We start from the raw sequence: 16,240 nt of genomic DNA on the forward strand, positions 1-16,240 counted from the left end.
CCAGTTGCCGGATAGCAATCATTCAGGGGAGGGAAACAGGCTGTGTCGGATCGCGGTCTTGACGCGAAATCTGACCCGGGCCTGGCCGCCTGCTCGCTCCCCGATCACAGACAAGCGAACGGAGCGATGCCATGAAAGGCCTGATGATGCAAAAGCAGCTTTTGATTTCCTCACTCATTGAACATGCCGACCGCCATCACGGCGATACGCAGATCGTATCCCGTCGAGTGGAGGGCGATATCCATCGCTACACCTTCCGTGACTGCCACCGCCGCGCGCGCCAGCTGGCCAGCGCGCTGACCCGCCTGGGCGTCAAGCCTTCCGAGCGGATCGGCACACTGGCATGGAATGGCTATCGGCACCTGGAGTTGTACTACGGCGTTGCCGGCATGGGTGCCATTGTGCATACCATCAACCCTCGTCTGCATGAAGACCAGGTTGCCTACATCGCCAATCACGCCGAAGACCAGTACATCTTCTTCGACTTGACCTTCTTGCCGCTGATCAAGGCCATCGCCGGGCGCTGCAATAGGGTCAAAGCGTTCGTCGCCATGACCGATCAGGCGCATATGCCCAAAGAATCCGGCATCGACAACTTGCTGTGCTATGAAGATCTCCTTCAACAGGGATCCTCCGACTACGCTTGGCCGATTTTCGACGAGGATAGCGCCAGCACGCTCTGCTACACCTCTGGCACGACGGGCAACCCGAAAGGGGTTTTGTACAGTCATCGCTCGTCGGTGCTGCACACCTATGCGGCCGCGCTGCCGGACGCCCTGAATTGTTCGGCGCACGACGTGATCCTGCCCGTTGTGCCGATGTTCCATATCAACGCCTGGGGACTCCCCTACATCGCGTGCATGGTCGGGGCAAAGCTTGTATTTCCCGGACCTGCCCTGGATGGAGCATCGCTGTTCGAACTGCTCGAAGCCGAGCAGGTGACACTGTCCGCGGGTGTCCCGACCGTGTGGCAAAGCCTACTTGGTCATGTGGAAAAAACCGGCCGGCAATTCTCCAGCATGAAACGCAGCATCATTGGTGGCGCCACCTGTCCCCCGTCCATGCTGCACACATTTCAGCAAACCTACGGTGTAGCGGTATTGCACGTCTGGGGGATGACGGAACTGAGCCCTATCGGAACCGTCGGCGCCCTGAAGGCCAGGCACGTCGAAATGTCCCCGGCAGAGCGTTATGCCGTGCAATCCAAGCAAGGCCGGGCGGTGTTTGGCGTCGACATGAAGATCGTTGACGCCGATGGCATGGAATTGCCCTGGGACGGCGCAACCTCAGGTGAGCTGTTGGTGCGTGGGCCATGGGTGGTGCGCGATTATTTCAGGAACGAAACGAACAGTTCGCCGCTGCTCGAGCACGCAGGTCAAGGATGGTTCCCAACCGGCGATGTGGCGACCATCGATGTCGATGGCTTCATGCAGATCACCGATCGCAGCAAAGATGTGATCAAGTCGGGTGGCGAATGGATAGGCTCCATCGAACTGGAAACCATTGCGATGGCTCATCCGGCAGTCTCCCAGGCGGCCTGCATTGCCGCCAAACACGCCAAGTGGGACGAACGCCCATTGCTGATTGTCGTCAGGAAGCCGCAAGCAACACTGACACGGGAAGAACTGCTCGCCTTTTATGAAGGCAAGATCGCGAAATGGTGGACGCCGGATGATGTGATCTTTGTCGACACGATTGCGTTGGGCGCTACGGGCAAGATCCAGAAGAACCGTCTGCGGGAGCAGTTCGGTGACCATCTGATGGTCAAGGCTGCCGGCTGAACGAGTGCATGCACTGTGCGTGGCCGCGAGTGATCGCGACCACGCACAGTGCACTCGTTTCTAGCGCTCCAGCTGCTCGAGAAACGTCAGAAGCAATTCATTGACTTGATCCGCGCTTTCTTCAGCGGCGCTATGGCCCACGCCAGGTAGCAACACTTTCTTCTGCAGTCCCGGTAGGTAGGTGTCGAGTTGCTCGTAGAGACCGCGGATTTCGACCGGCTCAAGCGAAGGGTCGGCGGCACCGCCAATGAACATACTCGGCTGGCGAACCAGCGCACCGTCGAGAAACGCGGTGATCTCCCAGTTCCGGTCGCGACAACGGTAGTAGTTCAAGGCACCGGTAAACCCAGTGCGCGTGTATTCAGCGACGTAGTAGTCGAGCGCCCGCGTACTCAGCCATAACGGGAACTCGCCCTTCGGCTCAGTGAACGCGTTGAGAATGGGCTCACCAGGTTCCACGAACAGGCGCCAGCGTTCAGTCCCGACAGCGCTGCCGGAGATCGAGTAGAAGACGCTGCGCAAGGTCTTGCGCGGATCGCTGGCCAACTCGCGGTCCGGCTTGTCGAGCTGTTGGAAATACAGGTGGTGGTACACCCTGCCCTTTGCCATTGCCTGCAAACCTATGGTCGGCTTGACCTTGCCGCGCGGCGGCACCGGCGTATTGAGCATCACCAGGCCACGGAACAGATCCGGTCGCAGCATGGCCGCCGCCTGGGCCACCCAGGCGCCCAGGTCGTGCCCGATGATCACCGCGGATGTTTCGCCCAAAGTCGCCATCAAGCCGACCATGTCGCCGACGGCCTGACTCATGTCATAGGCTTCAATGGCATCGGGTCGATCGGTTTGGCCAAACCCTCTTTGATCGGGGACCACGACTCGATAACCGGCCTCGGCCAACACCGCGATCTGGCGCCGCCACATGTACCAAAGGTAAGGAAAACCGTGCAGCAGGATGACGAGAGGACCTTGCCCCTCGTCGATGTAATGCATGCGAATGCCGTTGAGTTCGGCAAAGCAGTGGTTGAATGCATCAGGATCGTCAGCGTCCACCTGCGCCCTTGCCGCGAGCGGCTGACCGATACCTGTAGCGGTGCGCGTGTCCATTATCTACCTCCATCTTTGTTGTCATTGTCGGCGTGAAGGTAGCCCTGAGCGGCCGTCCTGCACTAAGCTTCTCAGGACACAATCTGGTGAAACTGGGACACGAGGCAAAGCATGTATACCTTGACGCGAAGCGCCAGCCTTACCGACTTTGAGCAGGTTGCCCGTTCAGTGGGGCTCGATCCATTTCGCATGCTGCGCATGACCAGGCTACCGGCCAGTGTCCTCGACGATCCGAACATCATGATCAGCAGCGATTCGGTAGGCTGGCTGCTGGAGGAGTCCGCCCGCCTGTCCGGTCAGGACGCCTTCGGGCTGCTGCTCGCGGAAACCAGGCACCTTTCCAACTTTGGCATGCTCGCGCTACTCATCCGCGAAGAGCCAACACTTCGCGCAGCGTTGCAATCGTGCTTTCGCTATACGCGCTTGCATAACGCCGGTGTGCAATTGCGGCTCGAGGATGTAGGCGACCTGACCCTGCTGCATGTGGGTGTGAACATGCACGGCCATCGTGGCGTCTGGCGCCAGGCGATTGAACAGGCAACCGGTATAATGCTTCGGACGTTGAGCGTTCTGAGCGGCCATGCCTTCCGGCCGGTAAGGGTCAGTTTTACTCACGACCGACCTTCCAGCCTGGAAGTGCACCAGCGCGTGTTGGGAACAGCTATCGAGTTTTCCCAGGAATTCAATGCCATCGTTTGCCGCAGGCGCGATCTGGACATGCCCATTCCCACCGCTGACCCCGCGTTGCATCGCGAGGTGAAGCGATCGCTGGACATGCAGTTGGCCAACCTGCGCGACGAACCGGCGCAGCGGGTACGCCAGATCGTCAAGATGCTGCTGCCAAGCGGACTGTGCTCTGTCGATGGCGTGGCCCAGCATCTTGGCATGCACCGACGCACCCTTAACCGACACCTGGCGGCCGAGGGTGAGAGTGTCACGACGATCATCAATGCTGTACGCGCTGAACTCGCCGAAGAGTATCTGGCCAACAGCAAGCGCCGATTGTATGAGGTCGCCGAACTCCTCGGCTTTTCCTCTGCCGGTGACTTTTCACGCTGGTTCCGCAGCCGTTTTGGCAAGACACCCTCGGCTTGGGCCGTCTCCTACCGAGCGAGCAAGACGGCATCCGGGCCCATATAGCCTGAATAAAAAAACAGGTTCATGGGCGACTCAAGCCTGCTGGCCAGCCACGTTGCCTGAGCCTCCCGTACCCGACGTTTTTGACCCCGCCATCCCGCTGCCGGCGTCCCAATACGCGAAGATTCTGTCCCACAATGCTCCTTGCATTGCTCTCGTGCAGCCTACTATGGGTCAGTGGCCCCTGCTCTGTTGATGGGGGCCACAACACCTACCGGATACACGTAGACCGCCCGGGATCCTGGATCCTTGATGGCTCCAGCGGTTTGTGAATTCGGGTCCAGCAACCAATTCGATGGTGATGCAAAAAATACGATCCTGAATCTGCTCGCGCTACTTGCAGTCCTCCACCGGGATCGCCCCGGGAGCAGCGCAAAAGTCATCAGAGCAGCGCCTGATCGCGCAACACATCTTCATGAAACGTCACCATCGGCCGAGGGAAGTCCTACACATGCCCACGCTTGTTCGCGCCGCCGTTTTGACCAAATACCTGGACGTTGCCCAGGACCTGGGATTCGACCCGCACGACGTCATGGCAGTCGCAGGCCTGCACAAGGCTCAGCTGCAAGACCCCGAATCCCGCATCCCCATCGATGCCGCCGTGCGTTTGCTGGAAGATTCGGCCACCGCCAGCGGTTGCCAGACCTTCGGCCTGAGCATGGCCGAGTCGCGCCAGCTTGCGGACTTCGGCGTGGTCAGCTTGCTGCTCAGTCATCAACGCACCCTGCGCGAAGCATTGCAGGTCATGGTGCGCTACCGTCATCTGATGAACGACTCGCTGGCCATCTTCGTTGAAGAGAGCGGCAAGATGGTGATCATTCGTGAAGAGATGGTCACCGAGTCGCCGATGCCCAGCCGCCAGGCCACGGAACTGGCGATCGGCGTGACATTCGGTCTGTGTTCGGCCCTGCTCGGCTCGCACTGGCGCCCTTACGGCGTCAACTTCATGCACCAGCCGCCGGAGAACCTGTACCTGCATCGGCGGGTGTTCGGCTGCAACCTGGAATTCGGCAGCGAGTTCAATGGCATCGTTTGCCCTGCCGCCAGCCTCGACATGATCAACCTCAATGCCGACCCGACCATGGCCCGTCATGCCCAGAGCTACCTTGACTCACTGCAAAGCCCCGAGAGCACCTCGACGCTGTTCGAAGTGCGCAAGGCCATCTACCTGCTGTTGCCCATGGGCCGCGCCACCATTGAGCAGATCGCCCAATACCAGGGGATGAACGTGCGCACCCTGCAACGTCGTCTCAAGGACCACGGCTGTGCCTTCAGCGACCTGATCAACGACGTGCGCCGCGCCCTGGTACTGCGTTATCTGGAAAACCCGAACCACTCACTGAGCCATATTGCCGACATGTTCGGCTTCACCATGGCGAGCTCCTTTACCCGCTGGTTCATCAACCAGTTCGGCATGCCGCCGGCGGTGTGGCGCAGCGCGCAGAAACAATCCGATTCGGGCGCTGCCGTCCCCAAGGCTTTCTGAGCCCGCGGCAAAAAAACGGCGACTGCTGGTACAGTCGCCGCAAAAACGGTGCTTGTGACACAGGTCGCGAGCCTCGCGCTCCCTCCCAGCGGCATCTGCCGATCAGCCCCCAATGAAAATGAAACACAGGTCGAGATGTAAACGGCGACTCACAATTTCAGCTCTAGCCCGACTTCGCTGATGGACTCAGGCACGCTCTGCCCCTGAAGGCGGGCGATATCTTTGTGGTAATGACACTTGGCATAAAAGTACACCGCCGCCGCCACGAGGCTGATCAATGGAACCAATTGAAATGCCGCATGCAGACCGATGAGGTCCGACACCCGACCGGTGATGAACGGCCCCGGCGCCAACCCCAGCAGGTTGTTGGCCAGGGTCAGCGTGGCGAAGGCCGTGCCGTGCACCGAGTAATGGGTCAGGTTGGCAACCATCGCGCCGCTAGGTCCGGTGGTGCCGGTGGCAATCAACATGCCCAGGCAGATCAGCGCCAGTTGCACCGGCCCCGCCTGCAAGGCAAAAGCCGCCGACAGCAACAGGCAACTGCCCAGGCAGAAGCCGATGGCCAGGCTGACCTTGCGCTCCGGCGAGTGGCGACACAGCTGATCGCTGAGCATGCCGCACACAATCATCCCCACACCGCTGCACAGCACGATGCTCGCCGCCATACCACCGGCCTTGTCGGCAGGCATGTCGTAGTAGCGATTGAGGTAGCTGGGAATCCACACCATCACCGTACCGCCGACGAACAACTGCAAGCCGCTGGCAATGTAGGTCGCCACCACCGAACGGCTGGACCACAGCGTGCGCAGCGGACGCTTGACCACCACCGTTGCCTTGTTCGCCACTGGCGCGGCACGTGGCGGCGCAATACGCGCTTCCTTGACGATGAGCGGATAAAGCATCGCCAGCACCAGGCCAAACAGCGACATGCCGGCGAACGACCAGCGCCAGCCCAGCTTGGCCGCGATGGCGCCGCCCAGGGCCATCCCTAAAACGGCGCCACCGCGCAACCCAGGGTGGCCACGCTCCACAGCAACGCCATCAGCGCCAGGCTCTTGACCCGGCCGAAACGGTCGGCCAGCAACGACAGCGGAAACGTCAACAGGCCGACCATCAGGGCAACGATGCCACTGAGTAACCCGAGCTGTCCGTCGCTCAATGCCCACTCAGTCTTGAGCAGGGGGAATACCGCGTTCAGCACCTGACGCGACATATAATCGGAAATCAACAGGCCGAACGTCAGTGCAAAAACGATCCAGGCATATTGGCGCGCAACGCCGACGCAACCAGCGTCGTCATCGTCAGCGGCGATTGGGTGAAAGGCCATGCAGCCTCCTCGAAGTCTTTATTTTATTGTTGTTATCAAGCGTGTAGCCGGACGGCGAGCGATAGTGTCTTCAAGGCCCGCACGCGAGTGCATCTACATGGCCAGGGCCATGCTGTTGCCCGGCAGAACTTTCTTGAGCAGGGATTCGGCGGTCAGGGTTGACCCATGCGCATTGCAGTGCGTGCATCCACTTTCTACCTCCATCTATTTTCAGTAGTCGGCTTGAAGGTAGTCCTCAGAGGGCGCCTTGCACTCAGCTTTTCAGGACGCAATATTGTGATATTGGGACAGAAGAATCCCGGTACACCCTGACGCAGAAACGAGACACCTTCCAATTTGGGCATGCTCGCGCTGCCCACCCTCGAAGAACCAACCACTGCGCGCATTCCTGCAAATTCGAACTCGCTAGATGTTGCTGCGTAACCAGCGTCCCAATACGCGAAGCATTTGTCCCGCAATGCCCATGACGGCGCTCTCGGGCAATCTACCATGGGGCCGCAATCGCTCTGCCGATCGGGCCAGAGCGTATGCCGGGCACGCGTATCCCCACTCACCGAACCCGCAAAGACTGGATCAACAATAAAAAGCGCCGCCGTGTATCAAGGCACGATTTCACCTGCCCCGCCCACGGTCCGGCCATAAACCATCGAAACGGAGACGCCATGCGAGTCGAACAACTGACCTGTGCCATCGGCGCGGAACTGCTCAACGTGAACCTGGGCGACGCAGTACGCGATGATGGCTTGTTCAATGAAATTTACACCGCGCTATTGAAGTTCAAGGTGCTGTTCCTGCGCGACCAGGATCTGGACAAGCTCTCACGCCGCGATCACGAAGCATTTGCCATGCGCCTCGGCCAGCTTGAAACCCATCCGATGCTCCCCAGCCACCCAGAGGCCCCTGGTCTCGTGCAAATCTACAAGACCCCGGAGAATCCGGCGGATCGCTACGAGAATGCGTGGCACTGCGATGCCACCTGGCGTGAATCGCCTCCGATGGGCGCTGTACTGCGTTGCATCGAATGTCCACCGACCGGCGGCGACACCATGTGGGCCAACATGGTGTTGGCTTATGACAACCTGCCCATAGATGTGAAGCAGGAAATCGACAGCCTGATCGCCAACCACAGCTTCAATTCTTCCTTCGCCGCCGCCATGCCAAAGGAAAAGCGCCTGGCGATGAAGGCGCAGTACCCGGATGCCGAACATCCCGTGGTGCGTACCCATCCCGAAACGGGCGAGAAGGTGCTGTTCGTCAATGCCTACGCTACGCATTTCGTGAATTACCACAGCCAGGGACGTGTCCGTGTCGGCCAGGACTACAACCAAAAAGGCGTCGACCTGCTGAAGTACCTGATTAGCCAGGCCTACAACCCCGAGTACCAGGTCCGTTGGCGCTGGAAGAAAAACAGCGTGGCGATATGGGATAACCGCTGCACCCAGCACTATGCAGTGATGGACTATCCGCCCTGCCATCGCAAGATGGAGCGCGCGGCCATTATCGGCGACAAACCCTACTGACAAGTAAAACGGCCCGGAGTCCAGAGACGCTGCTGAGCGTCTCCTTTGTGTCGGTTGCAGCCCTTCGCCAAAGGCAGAAAACGGCCAGAAACAACCCGTCGTCAATCCCGTCTTATCGTTGCTGAAAAGCCACCTTCACTCCGAGCCCTACAAACAACGTTCCTATAATTTTCCCCTCCCAGCGACGTAACCCTGAAAGGCCCTTGCCGACTTTACGTCCACCTTGAAGGGTGCGTGTGATGACCAGCAGCACCGCGGGGCCCGGGATTAAAAAAAGACCGATGACGACGGCTACATACGTCACGATAGAGGCCAGATCAAACATTGCCGTCACCTCAAGCCAGGACAAGGCTGCAGTTATCCTGATAAGAACGTCGAAAGCAATATGGGTTGCCTGAAAGGAGGAACACCATGAGCCGCACCCGCCATACCTGCCTGATGGCGACCTACAACGAGTGGATGAACGCAAAGATCTATCAAGCGGCCAACAGCCTGTCTGATGAAGAACTCGCAGCGGACAGGAAAGCATTCTTTGGCTCCATTCTCGGGACCCTGAATCACTTGGTGGCCGGGGACACTGTCTGGCTCAAGCGATTCGCCGCGCACCCGGCGAACCACCTGGCACTGGAGCCGATTCGACAGCTGCCTGCCCCCAGGAATCTCAACGAGTTACTGTTCTCGAATATCCGCGAGCTGTCGGCACATCGAGTGTGGCTCGATCAGGTCATTGTCCAGTGGTCTCGCTCCATTACCGAGTCGGATCTGGATCACACTCTCAAGTACTCAAGCATGAAGGGAGTGCCTGCTGACAAGAACTTTTATGGCTTGGTCATGCACTTCTTCAACCATCAGACCCACCACCGCGGACAAGTGACGACCTTGCTTTCACAAGCGGGTGTCGACACAGGTGATACGGATCTGGTCATCCTCATTCCATCCAAACCCTGCACACAATAGAAAGCCCAGGTGCTGGGACGGGTTTTGCCGCATCAGATTGGCTCACCGAGTTGATCGCCGCTCTCAGAGATCCGTCCCGCAAGCACCAACCAGGGTTATGGCCTTCAGTCCGGAACACCCTGACGTCGCTTGCGGAACTCGGCGACCTTATGCCGATTTCCGCACAGCGCCATGCTGCACCAGCGTCGTTTGTGCGATTTGGTTCGGTCGTAAAACATCAATGAACATTCGGGGCTTTCGCATTTGCGCACCAGGCTGAAATCGCCTTCTGCCAGCAACTGCGCGGCGGCGTAAGCGAGCCTGCCCAGACGCTGATGGCCTGCATCCCCCTGGCGGAAGCGATCCAGCACCGGCGCGCCCGTCTCCTCCCACACCAGTTGCGGCACCACCCGCTGCAGAAAGGCATTCAGCGCCGCCGGATCCGCCACGCGGTTCTCTCGACGGGCGACGAGCAGGCTCTCGATGCAGTCGCGCAGCTTGCGCAACCGGGCAAGCAACTGCCCGTCACCCAGCGCCACTTCCGTCGCCAGACCGAAACCGATCTGCTCCAGCCAGCGCGCCGCGTCGGCATCGCTGTTGAGCAGATCGCGGCGTTGGCCTTCGACCATCATTCGGGTGTTCAACAAATCCAGCGCCGGATGGTCGGCCAATACCAGCGGCGCGGGCAAGTCAGGCGTGGTGACGACGTCAGTCATGGAAATCTCCCGGCAATCAATGCGCGGATTGTAACCCACAAAAAAGATTTGACCAGTTACACGACTCGTGCAAAATAAAATCCAGTAACCCGTATAAACTTCTTTACAAGTTACAAAGGAGATCAATCATGACCACGCCCACCGTTGCCTGCAAATTCGTCGAAGCCGACGGCCTCAGGGTTTTCTACCGCGAAGCCGGTGCAGCCGACGCCCCCGTGCTCTTGCTGCTGCACGGTTTTCCCAGTTCATCGCACCAGTTCTGGGACCTGATCCCGCTGCTCGCGGACAAGTACCGCCTCATTGCGCCGGATCTGCCCGGTTTCGGTTTCACCGAGGTTCCTGTCGAACGCAACTACGTCTACACCTTCGATGCCATCGGCGAGACGATCCGGCAGTTCGTCGATGTGCTGAGTCTCAAGCGTTATGCGATGTATTTCTTCGACTATGGCGCGCCCACTGGCCTGCGCCTGGCGCTGGCTTATCCGGAGCGGGTCAGCGCGATTGTTTCGCAAAACGGCAATGCCTATCTCGAAGGACTGGGGGATGCCTGGGCGCCGATCCGCCAGTATTGGGACGAACCATCGCAAGCCAATCGCCAGGTGATCAACGATGCCATCCTGCACCTGGAGGGAACGCGCTGGCAGTATATGGAAGGCGTGAGCAACCCCGAACTCATTGCACCCGAGGGTTATTATCTGGATGCGCTATTGCTGGAACGGCCCGGCAACAAGGACATTCAGCTCGATCTGCTTTATGACTATCAGAACAACCTGAAGCTGTACCCGGCGTTCCAGCAACTCTTCCGTGATACCCAAGTGCCGACGTTGGCGATTTGGGGCAAGGGCGATCCGTTTTTCATTCCGCCAGGTGCCGAGGCCTACAAGCGTGACAACCCGAATGCGGTGGTCGAGATGCTGGACAACGGCCACTTCGCGCTGGAAACCCACGCCGTGCAGATTGCTCAGCGAATAGTCGAAGTGGTGGGCAAGCATCTCGATTGAGATGTGCAGATGCTAAGGCTTTCTCGTCCCCGGGTTCTGCCAGAACGAGGGATCGGCACTCTTGAGCCGCTCGACAGCATTATTGATGTGGTTGAGCGCAGCATGGCGTGCGCCTTCGGGGTCTCGTGCGGCAATGGCGGAGTACACGGCCAAGTGCTCGGCCCGCACGGTCTTGGCCAGATCCCGGCGGCGCTCCTCGTTGGAGCGCGTGATGCGGATCGCTTCTTTGATGAATTGAGCGATGAATTCGTGCAATGACGGGTACAGCGGATTGCCGGTAGCCCTGGAAATGGAGTGATGAAACGCCAGGTCTTCCTCCACCCCATCGCGACTCGCCTGCTCGGCTGCATCAATGGCCTTCAGTGCCTGGTGGATGGCTTCCAGCTGCGCCGGTGAATGCCGTTGGGCCGCCAGTGCCGCCGCCTCTCCTTCAATACCGCGGCGCAGTTCGGTGACCCTCAATACCGCCTCGATCGACCCGCCGACATCCAGATCAATAGTAAACGCCTTGATGTGCGCACCTTCGCTGACCACGGTACCGCTGCCCTGGCGAACCTCGACCAGACCGGCTGACTTCAGGCGCGAGATCGCCTCCCGAATGACTGTCCGGCTGACTCCGAAACGTTCCGAGAGCACGGGTTCGGTGGGCAGGCGATCGCCCGGCAGCGCTTCGCCGCTGGCGATATAGGCCTTGAGGGCTGCCGTCACCTGATCGGACAGCGTGCCCTTGGCGGAGTCTTTCAGGGCGCCCAGCGCATCGGCGCTACAGGAAGATTTGTCACGAATGGGCATAGGCATCTCTGGGGTCAAATCGGTGAACGGTACTGCATTTTAGACCCGCCGTCCTCTCTGGATTTAGTCATTGAATTCGTATGACGTATTATGATAAAAAACGCCACATCATGTAATCCGACAAAAACAAAGTCACCCACTACAAAAATAAGGATGGGGGAAACACATGACTGAATCAGTGATTCAAACCGGTGCCGCCGTGCCCGCCGATCGCTTCGAGGATCTGGCGTATCGCAAAGTGGCGTGGCGTATCCTGCCGCTGTTGTTGCTGTGCTACCTGGTCGCCTATCTGGACCGGGTGAACGTCGGTTTCGCCAAGTTGCAGATGTCCGACGATCTGCAATTTTCCGAAGCCGTCTACGGCCTTGGCGCAGGGATTTTCTTCATTGCCTACTTCCTCGTGGAAATTCCCAGCAACCTGATCCTGCATCGCGTCGGCGCACGGTTGTGGATCGCGCGCATCATGATCACCTGGGGAATCATCTCCTCGGCCATGGCACTGGTGAGTACGCCAATGTCCTTCTACATCATGCGCTTCCTGCTGGGGATCGCCGAAGCCGGGTTCTACCCGGGTGTCATCCTCTATCTGTCCTACTGGTTCCCGACCCATCGCCGCGGCAAAATGTACGCCCTGTTCGCCACCGCCGTGCCGCTGTCCGGGCTGATCGGCGCGCCCTTGTCCGGCTGGATCATGAGCGCCTTCAACGGTGACCACGGGTATGCTGGCTGGCAGTGGCTGTTCTTTCTCGAAGGACTGCCCTCGATCGCCGTCGGTATCCTGGTGATTTTCTGCCTCAGCGACCGCATCTCCAGTGCCGGCTGGCTCACCCGGGAAGAGAAAACCCTGCTGCAGACGCGCATCGACGCGGAAACCGCCGGCCACCAGAAACACAGCCTGAAAGAGGTGTTCCTGCAGCCGCGCATCTGGCTGCTGACGGCCATCTACTTCTGCATGATCGCCGGTTTCTACACCGTCGGTTTCTGGTTGCCGACCCTTATCCGCCAAGCCGGCGTCAGCGATGTCTTGCAGGTCGGCATGCTCACCGCCATCCCTTACGCCGCAGCCGCAATGACCATGATTCTGGTTTCGCGTAGCGCCGACCGGCTGCGCGAGCGGCGCTGGCACCTGGCGCTGACCGCCGTGCTCGGTGGTATCGGCCTGTTCATCTCCGCGACCTGGAGCGACAACTTCACGGTTTCCATGATCGGTCTGACCCTTGGTTCGATGGGGGCCATGAGCACCCTGCCCTTGTTCTGGAGCCTGCCGACTGCCTTCCTCGGCGGCACGGCGGCGGCAGCCGGCATTGCCCTTATCAACTCCTGGGGCAACTTGGCGGGCTTCGTCTCGCCGTACCTGATGGGTTTCCTCAAAGACACAACCCACAGCACTACGATCGGCATGTATGTGATGGCGAGTGCATTGTTCCTCGGCGCCCTGCTGGTCTTCAGAATTCCCGGAAAACTCGTCAACCGCTGACGTTTGGAGTAACTCATGAATATTCTCGTGACCGGCGCAGCCGGCTTCCTCGGCCGCCGCCTGATCGAAGCGCTGCTGCTGCGTGGTTCGCTCACCGACCGTACTGGCCAGTCCCGGCCCATCGGGCAAATCGTCGCCTTCGACATGGTCGAACTCACAGGGATCGATGATCCCCGGGTAAAAGTGGTGTGCGGCGATATCGCCAACCCTGAATTGCTGGAGCGCCTGATCGATGCAAACACAGACAGCATCTTCCATCTGGCTGCGGTGGTTTCCAGCCAGGCCGAAGGCGACTTCGAACTGGGCATGCGCATCAACTTCACCGCGACCCAAAACATGCTCGAACGCGTTCGCCGACTTGGCACCTGCCCGAAATGGGTAATGACCAGCTCGGTCGCAGTGTTCGGCGGGCAGTTGCCGGAACGTGTCCGCGATGATCAGGTCTGGGCGCCGCAGAGCTCCTATGGCACGCAAAAAGCCATGAACGACCTGCTGCTCGCCGACTACAGCCGGCGCGCATTCGTCGATGGTCGCAGCCTGCGCATGCCGACCATCGTGGTGCGCCCGGGCAAGCCCAACCTGGCCGCGTCCAGCTTCGCCAGCGGCATCATCCGCGAACCGCTCAACGGCCAACCCAGCGTATGTCCGGTACCGCTCGATACCCGGCTCTGGCTGATGTCGCCAGCGCAGGCGATTCGCAACCTGATCCATGGTCATGAACTGTCCGGCGAGCAATTGACTGAAGGTCGGGTAATCAACATGCCGGGCCTGTCGATTACCGTCGAACGCATGATCGATGCCCTGCGCCAGACCGCAGGCGAGGAAGTGGCCGGACGGATTCGCATGGAACGCAATCCGGCGATCGAGCGCATCGTCGGCTCTTGGCCTGGCGCCTTTTGCGCCACCTACTCCCGGGACCTGGGCTTCACCGCGGATGAGGATTTCACCGATGTGATCGAGCAGTTCATCAATGAGTACCTGCCCGGCTAAACCAGATTGAGGAGTTCAACATGTTGAATGCCCCTGCCCGGCCGCTGCTGGGCTGCATCGCCGACGATTTCACCGGTGCCACCGACCTTGCCAACATGCTGGTGCGCGGCGGCATGCGCACCGTGCAAAGCATCGGCATACCCGCTGCCGATGTCGCCGGCCAGCTCGACGCCGACGCTATCGTCATCGCCCTGAAGTCGCGGACAGTGCCGGCCTTTGATGCCGTGAAGGAATCGCTCGAAGCATTGCGCTGGCTGCGTGAGCGTGACTGCGAACAGATTTTCTTCAAATACTGCTCGACCTTCGACTCTACCCCGGCCGGCAATATCGGTCAGGTCAGCGAAGCCTTGCTCGAGGCACTGGACAGTGATTTCACCCTCGCATGTCCCGCCTTCCCGGAAAACGGTCGCACGGTCTTTCGCGGGCATTTGTTCGTACAGGACCAATTGCTCAGCGAGTCGGGCATGCAGCATCACCCGCTGACTCCGATGACTGACGCAAACCTGGTTCGCGTGCTGCAAGCGCAGACTCGGGGCAAGGTCGGCCTGTTGCGCCACGACAGCGTATCCGGTGGCGTCGAGAGCATTCGAACGCGCATCTCCCAGCTTCGCGCCGACGGAGTACGCATGGCCGTCGCCGATGCCTTGTCCGATGCCGATCTCTATGTACTGGGCGAAGCCTGCGCGGACCTGCCGCTGCTCACCGGCGGCTCCGGACTGGCGCTGGGCTTGCCGGACAACTTTCGTCGTGCCGGCAAGTTGCGCGACCTGGACGCCGCACAAGTGACCGCGGTCGAAGGCGGCGAAGTGGTGCTCGCAGGCAGCACTTCGCAGGCCACCAATGGCCAGGTAGCGACTTGGCTGCAGGCAGGTCGTCCGGCCTTTCGTGTCGATCCGCTGGTCCTGGCGGCGGGACAGCCGGTCATCGAGGAGGCGCTGGCCTTCGCCGCTGACCATGCGCAAACAGTGCTGATCTACGCCACCAACACTCCGGATGAGGTCAAGGCGGTACAACGTGAGTTAGGCCCCGAGCACGCGGGGCATCTGGTCGAGCAGGCCATGGGCCAGATCGCCGGCAGGCTGCGCGACGCAGGTGTCCGGCGCTTCGTGGTCGCCGGGGGGGAAACCTCGGGGGCCGTAGTCCAGGCGCTGAACATACAGCTGTTGCAGATCGGCGCACAAATCGACCCGGGTGTGCCCGCTTGCGTCAGCACGCCCGGGGAACCGCTGGCCCTGGCACTCAAGTCGGGCAATTTCGGTGGCGCGGATTTCTTCGACAAGGCCCTCAAGCAACTGGCAGGAGTACCGGCATGAACAACGAAAACGCCCTGCGCGAAGAGATCTGTGAGGTCGGCGTTTCGTTGTATGCCCGTGGCTACACGGTGGGCAGCGCCGGCAACATCAGCGCCCGGCTGGAGGACGGCTGGTTGATCACCCCGACGGACGCGTGCCTGGGACGCCTCGACCCGGCCGCGATTGCCAAGGTCAGCCTGGCAGGGGAATGGGTCAGCGGAGACAAACCGTCAAAGACCCTGGCCCTGCACCGCCAAGTCTACGATCGCAACCCGGGGGTTGGAGGCGTGATACACACCCACTCGACCCACCTGGTGGCGTTGACGCTGGCCGGTGTCTGGCACGAGGATGACATTCTGCCGCCGCTGACCCCCTATCAGGTGATGAAGGTCGGGCACATCCCGCTGATCGCCTATGAACGTCCCGGCTCACCAAAGGTGGCCGAACGTGTGGCGCAATTGGCCAACCGCGTGCGCGGCGTGATGCTTGAACGCCTGGGCCCGGTGGTCTGGGAAAGCTCAGTGTCCAAAGCCAGCTATGCCCTGGAAGAACTGGAAGAAACGGCACGTCTGTGGCTGATGAGCAATCCACGGCCGACTCCGCTGCACCAGGCGGCGCTGGATGAATTGCACGAGGCCTTTGGTGTTCAGTGGTAACCCACAGGCCATACGATTGATTTTT

At 60.0% G+C, this 16,240-nt stretch carries 14 protein-coding genes and 1 pseudogene; 10 read left to right on the plus strand and 5 right to left on the minus strand.

Going from position 1 to position 16,240, the window contains the following annotated elements; translation table 11 throughout:
- Window positions 1-131 precede the first annotated feature (131 nt).
- Window positions 132-1,781, plus strand: coding sequence for a 3-(methylthio)propionyl-CoA ligase (locus AC3ITY_RS19355; protein WP_489304415.1), 1,650 nt, complete (start codon window positions 132-134; stop codon window positions 1,779-1,781).
- Between the two features lie 60 nt (window positions 1,782-1,841).
- On the opposite strand, the gene AC3ITY_RS19360 is transcribed toward AC3ITY_RS19355, so the two are convergent.
- Complete coding sequence (locus AC3ITY_RS19360) at window positions 1,842-2,885, minus strand: alpha/beta fold hydrolase (protein ID WP_489304416.1); 1,044 nt, start codon at window positions 2,883-2,885, stop codon at window positions 1,842-1,844.
- Window positions 2,886-2,996: 111 nt separating this feature from the next.
- Between AC3ITY_RS19360 and AC3ITY_RS19365 the strand changes: the two genes are divergently transcribed.
- Both AC3ITY_RS19365 and AC3ITY_RS19370 read left to right on the plus strand, forming a co-directional pair.
- Window positions 2,997-4,025, plus strand: a complete 1,029-nt coding sequence (locus tag AC3ITY_RS19365) for an AraC family transcriptional regulator (protein WP_489304417.1) — start codon at window positions 2,997-2,999, stop codon at window positions 4,023-4,025.
- A gap of 448 nt (window positions 4,026-4,473) precedes the next feature.
- The gene (locus AC3ITY_RS19370; RefSeq protein ID WP_489304418.1) at window positions 4,474-5,508 is read left to right on the plus strand and encodes an AraC family transcriptional regulator; all 1,035 of its coding nucleotides are present in this window, start codon (window positions 4,474-4,476) and stop codon (window positions 5,506-5,508) included.
- A 149-nt stretch (window positions 5,509-5,657) separates the two neighbouring features.
- Here AC3ITY_RS19370 and AC3ITY_RS19375 read toward each other — a convergent pair.
- A pseudogene (locus tag AC3ITY_RS19375) lies at window positions 5,658-6,835 on the minus strand (MFS transporter).
- Between the two features lie 662 nt (window positions 6,836-7,497).
- Between AC3ITY_RS19375 and AC3ITY_RS19380 the strand changes: the two are divergent.
- On the plus strand, window positions 7,498-8,355 hold the full coding sequence (locus AC3ITY_RS19380; RefSeq protein WP_489304419.1) for a TauD/TfdA dioxygenase family protein: 858 nt from the start codon (window positions 7,498-7,500) through the stop codon (window positions 8,353-8,355).
- Window positions 8,356-8,467: 112 nt separating this feature from the next.
- Here the strand turns inward: AC3ITY_RS19380 and AC3ITY_RS19385 are convergent, their stop codons facing one another.
- A complete protein-coding gene (locus AC3ITY_RS19385) occupies window positions 8,468-8,680 on the minus strand; it encodes a hypothetical protein (protein WP_489304420.1) in 213 nt (70 codons plus the stop codon).
- Between the two features lie 86 nt (window positions 8,681-8,766).
- Here AC3ITY_RS19385 and AC3ITY_RS19390 point away from each other — a divergent pair, with 86 nt between their 5' ends.
- Complete coding sequence (locus tag AC3ITY_RS19390) at window positions 8,767-9,312, plus strand: DinB family protein (protein WP_489304421.1); 546 nt, start codon at window positions 8,767-8,769, stop codon at window positions 9,310-9,312.
- Between the two features lie 104 nt (window positions 9,313-9,416).
- Here the strand turns inward: AC3ITY_RS19390 and AC3ITY_RS19395 are convergent, their stop codons facing one another.
- Window positions 9,417-10,007 (minus strand): CGNR zinc finger domain-containing protein, encoded by a 591-nt coding sequence (locus tag AC3ITY_RS19395; RefSeq protein WP_489304422.1) that lies wholly within the window; start codon window positions 10,005-10,007, stop codon window positions 9,417-9,419.
- 128 nt (window positions 10,008-10,135) lie between these two features.
- Here AC3ITY_RS19395 and AC3ITY_RS19400 point away from each other — a divergent pair, with 128 nt between their 5' ends.
- Window positions 10,136-11,008 carry an alpha/beta fold hydrolase gene (locus AC3ITY_RS19400; RefSeq protein ID WP_489304423.1) on the plus strand — a complete coding sequence of 291 codons (873 nt, stop codon included), beginning with the start codon at window positions 10,136-10,138 and terminating at the stop codon, window positions 11,006-11,008.
- 12 nt (window positions 11,009-11,020) lie between these two features.
- Here the strand turns inward: AC3ITY_RS19400 and AC3ITY_RS19405 are convergent, their stop codons facing one another.
- Entirely contained in the window at window positions 11,021-11,800 is a 780-nt protein-coding gene (locus tag AC3ITY_RS19405) for a FadR/GntR family transcriptional regulator (RefSeq protein WP_223456331.1), read from the minus strand.
- A 166-nt stretch (window positions 11,801-11,966) separates the two neighbouring features.
- Between AC3ITY_RS19405 and AC3ITY_RS19410 the strand changes: the two genes are divergently transcribed.
- The 4 genes from AC3ITY_RS19410 to otnC are packed head-to-tail and all read left to right on the plus strand — an operon-like array spanning window position 11,967 to window position 16,215.
- On the plus strand, window positions 11,967-13,277 hold the full coding sequence (locus tag AC3ITY_RS19410; RefSeq protein ID WP_489304424.1) for an MFS transporter: 1,311 nt from the start codon (window positions 11,967-11,969) through the stop codon (window positions 13,275-13,277).
- A gap of 15 nt (window positions 13,278-13,292) precedes the next feature.
- Window positions 13,293-14,267, plus strand: coding sequence for a D-erythronate dehydrogenase (gene denD, locus AC3ITY_RS19415; protein WP_489304425.1), 975 nt, complete (start codon window positions 13,293-13,295; stop codon window positions 14,265-14,267).
- A gap of 20 nt (window positions 14,268-14,287) precedes the next feature.
- A complete protein-coding gene (gene otnK / locus AC3ITY_RS19420; RefSeq protein ID WP_489304426.1) occupies window positions 14,288-15,580 on the plus strand; it encodes a 3-oxo-tetronate kinase in 1,293 nt (430 codons plus the stop codon).
- Window positions 15,577-16,215, plus strand: coding sequence for a 3-oxo-tetronate 4-phosphate decarboxylase (gene otnC / locus AC3ITY_RS19425; RefSeq protein WP_489304427.1), 639 nt, complete (start codon window positions 15,577-15,579; stop codon window positions 16,213-16,215). Before otnK ends, otnC begins: the two co-directional genes overlap by 4 nt.
- Window positions 16,216-16,240: the final 25 nt, after the last annotated feature.

It is taken from the genome of Pseudomonas sp. GL_091, assembly GCF_057837725.1.

What these genes read in the sequence shown, in the direction of transcription:
- otnK (WP_489304426.1), top strand. Translation starts at nt 14,288, where the DNA reads ATGTTGAATGCCCCTGCCCGGCCGCTGCTGGGCTGCATCGCCGACGAT.
- AC3ITY_RS19390 (WP_489304421.1), top strand. Translation starts at nt 8,767, where the DNA reads ATGAGCCGCACCCGCCATACCTGCCTGATGGCGACCTACAACGAGTGG.
- AC3ITY_RS19360 (WP_489304416.1), bottom strand. Translation starts at nt 2,885, where the DNA reads ATGGACACGCGCACCGCTACAGGTATCGGTCAGCCGCTCGCGGCAAGG.
- AC3ITY_RS19365 (WP_489304417.1), top strand. Translation starts at nt 2,997, where the DNA reads ATGTATACCTTGACGCGAAGCGCCAGCCTTACCGACTTTGAGCAGGTT.
- AC3ITY_RS19405 (WP_223456331.1), bottom strand. Translation starts at nt 11,800, where the DNA reads ATGCCCATTCGTGACAAATCTTCCTGTAGCGCCGATGCGCTGGGCGCC.
- AC3ITY_RS19400 (WP_489304423.1), top strand. Translation starts at nt 10,136, where the DNA reads ATGACCACGCCCACCGTTGCCTGCAAATTCGTCGAAGCCGACGGCCTC.
- AC3ITY_RS19395 (WP_489304422.1), bottom strand. Translation starts at nt 10,007, where the DNA reads ATGACTGACGTCGTCACCACGCCTGACTTGCCCGCGCCGCTGGTATTG.
- AC3ITY_RS19385 (WP_489304420.1), bottom strand. Translation starts at nt 8,680, where the DNA reads ATGTTTGATCTGGCCTCTATCGTGACGTATGTAGCCGTCGTCATCGGT.
- AC3ITY_RS19410 (WP_489304424.1), top strand. Translation starts at nt 11,967, where the DNA reads ATGACTGAATCAGTGATTCAAACCGGTGCCGCCGTGCCCGCCGATCGC.
- AC3ITY_RS19380 (WP_489304419.1), top strand. Translation starts at nt 7,498, where the DNA reads ATGCGAGTCGAACAACTGACCTGTGCCATCGGCGCGGAACTGCTCAAC.
- AC3ITY_RS19370 (WP_489304418.1), top strand. Translation starts at nt 4,474, where the DNA reads ATGCCCACGCTTGTTCGCGCCGCCGTTTTGACCAAATACCTGGACGTT.
- otnC (WP_489304427.1), top strand. Translation starts at nt 15,577, where the DNA reads ATGAACAACGAAAACGCCCTGCGCGAAGAGATCTGTGAGGTCGGCGTT.
- denD (WP_489304425.1), top strand. Translation starts at nt 13,293, where the DNA reads ATGAATATTCTCGTGACCGGCGCAGCCGGCTTCCTCGGCCGCCGCCTG.
- AC3ITY_RS19355 (WP_489304415.1), top strand. Translation starts at nt 132, where the DNA reads ATGAAAGGCCTGATGATGCAAAAGCAGCTTTTGATTTCCTCACTCATT.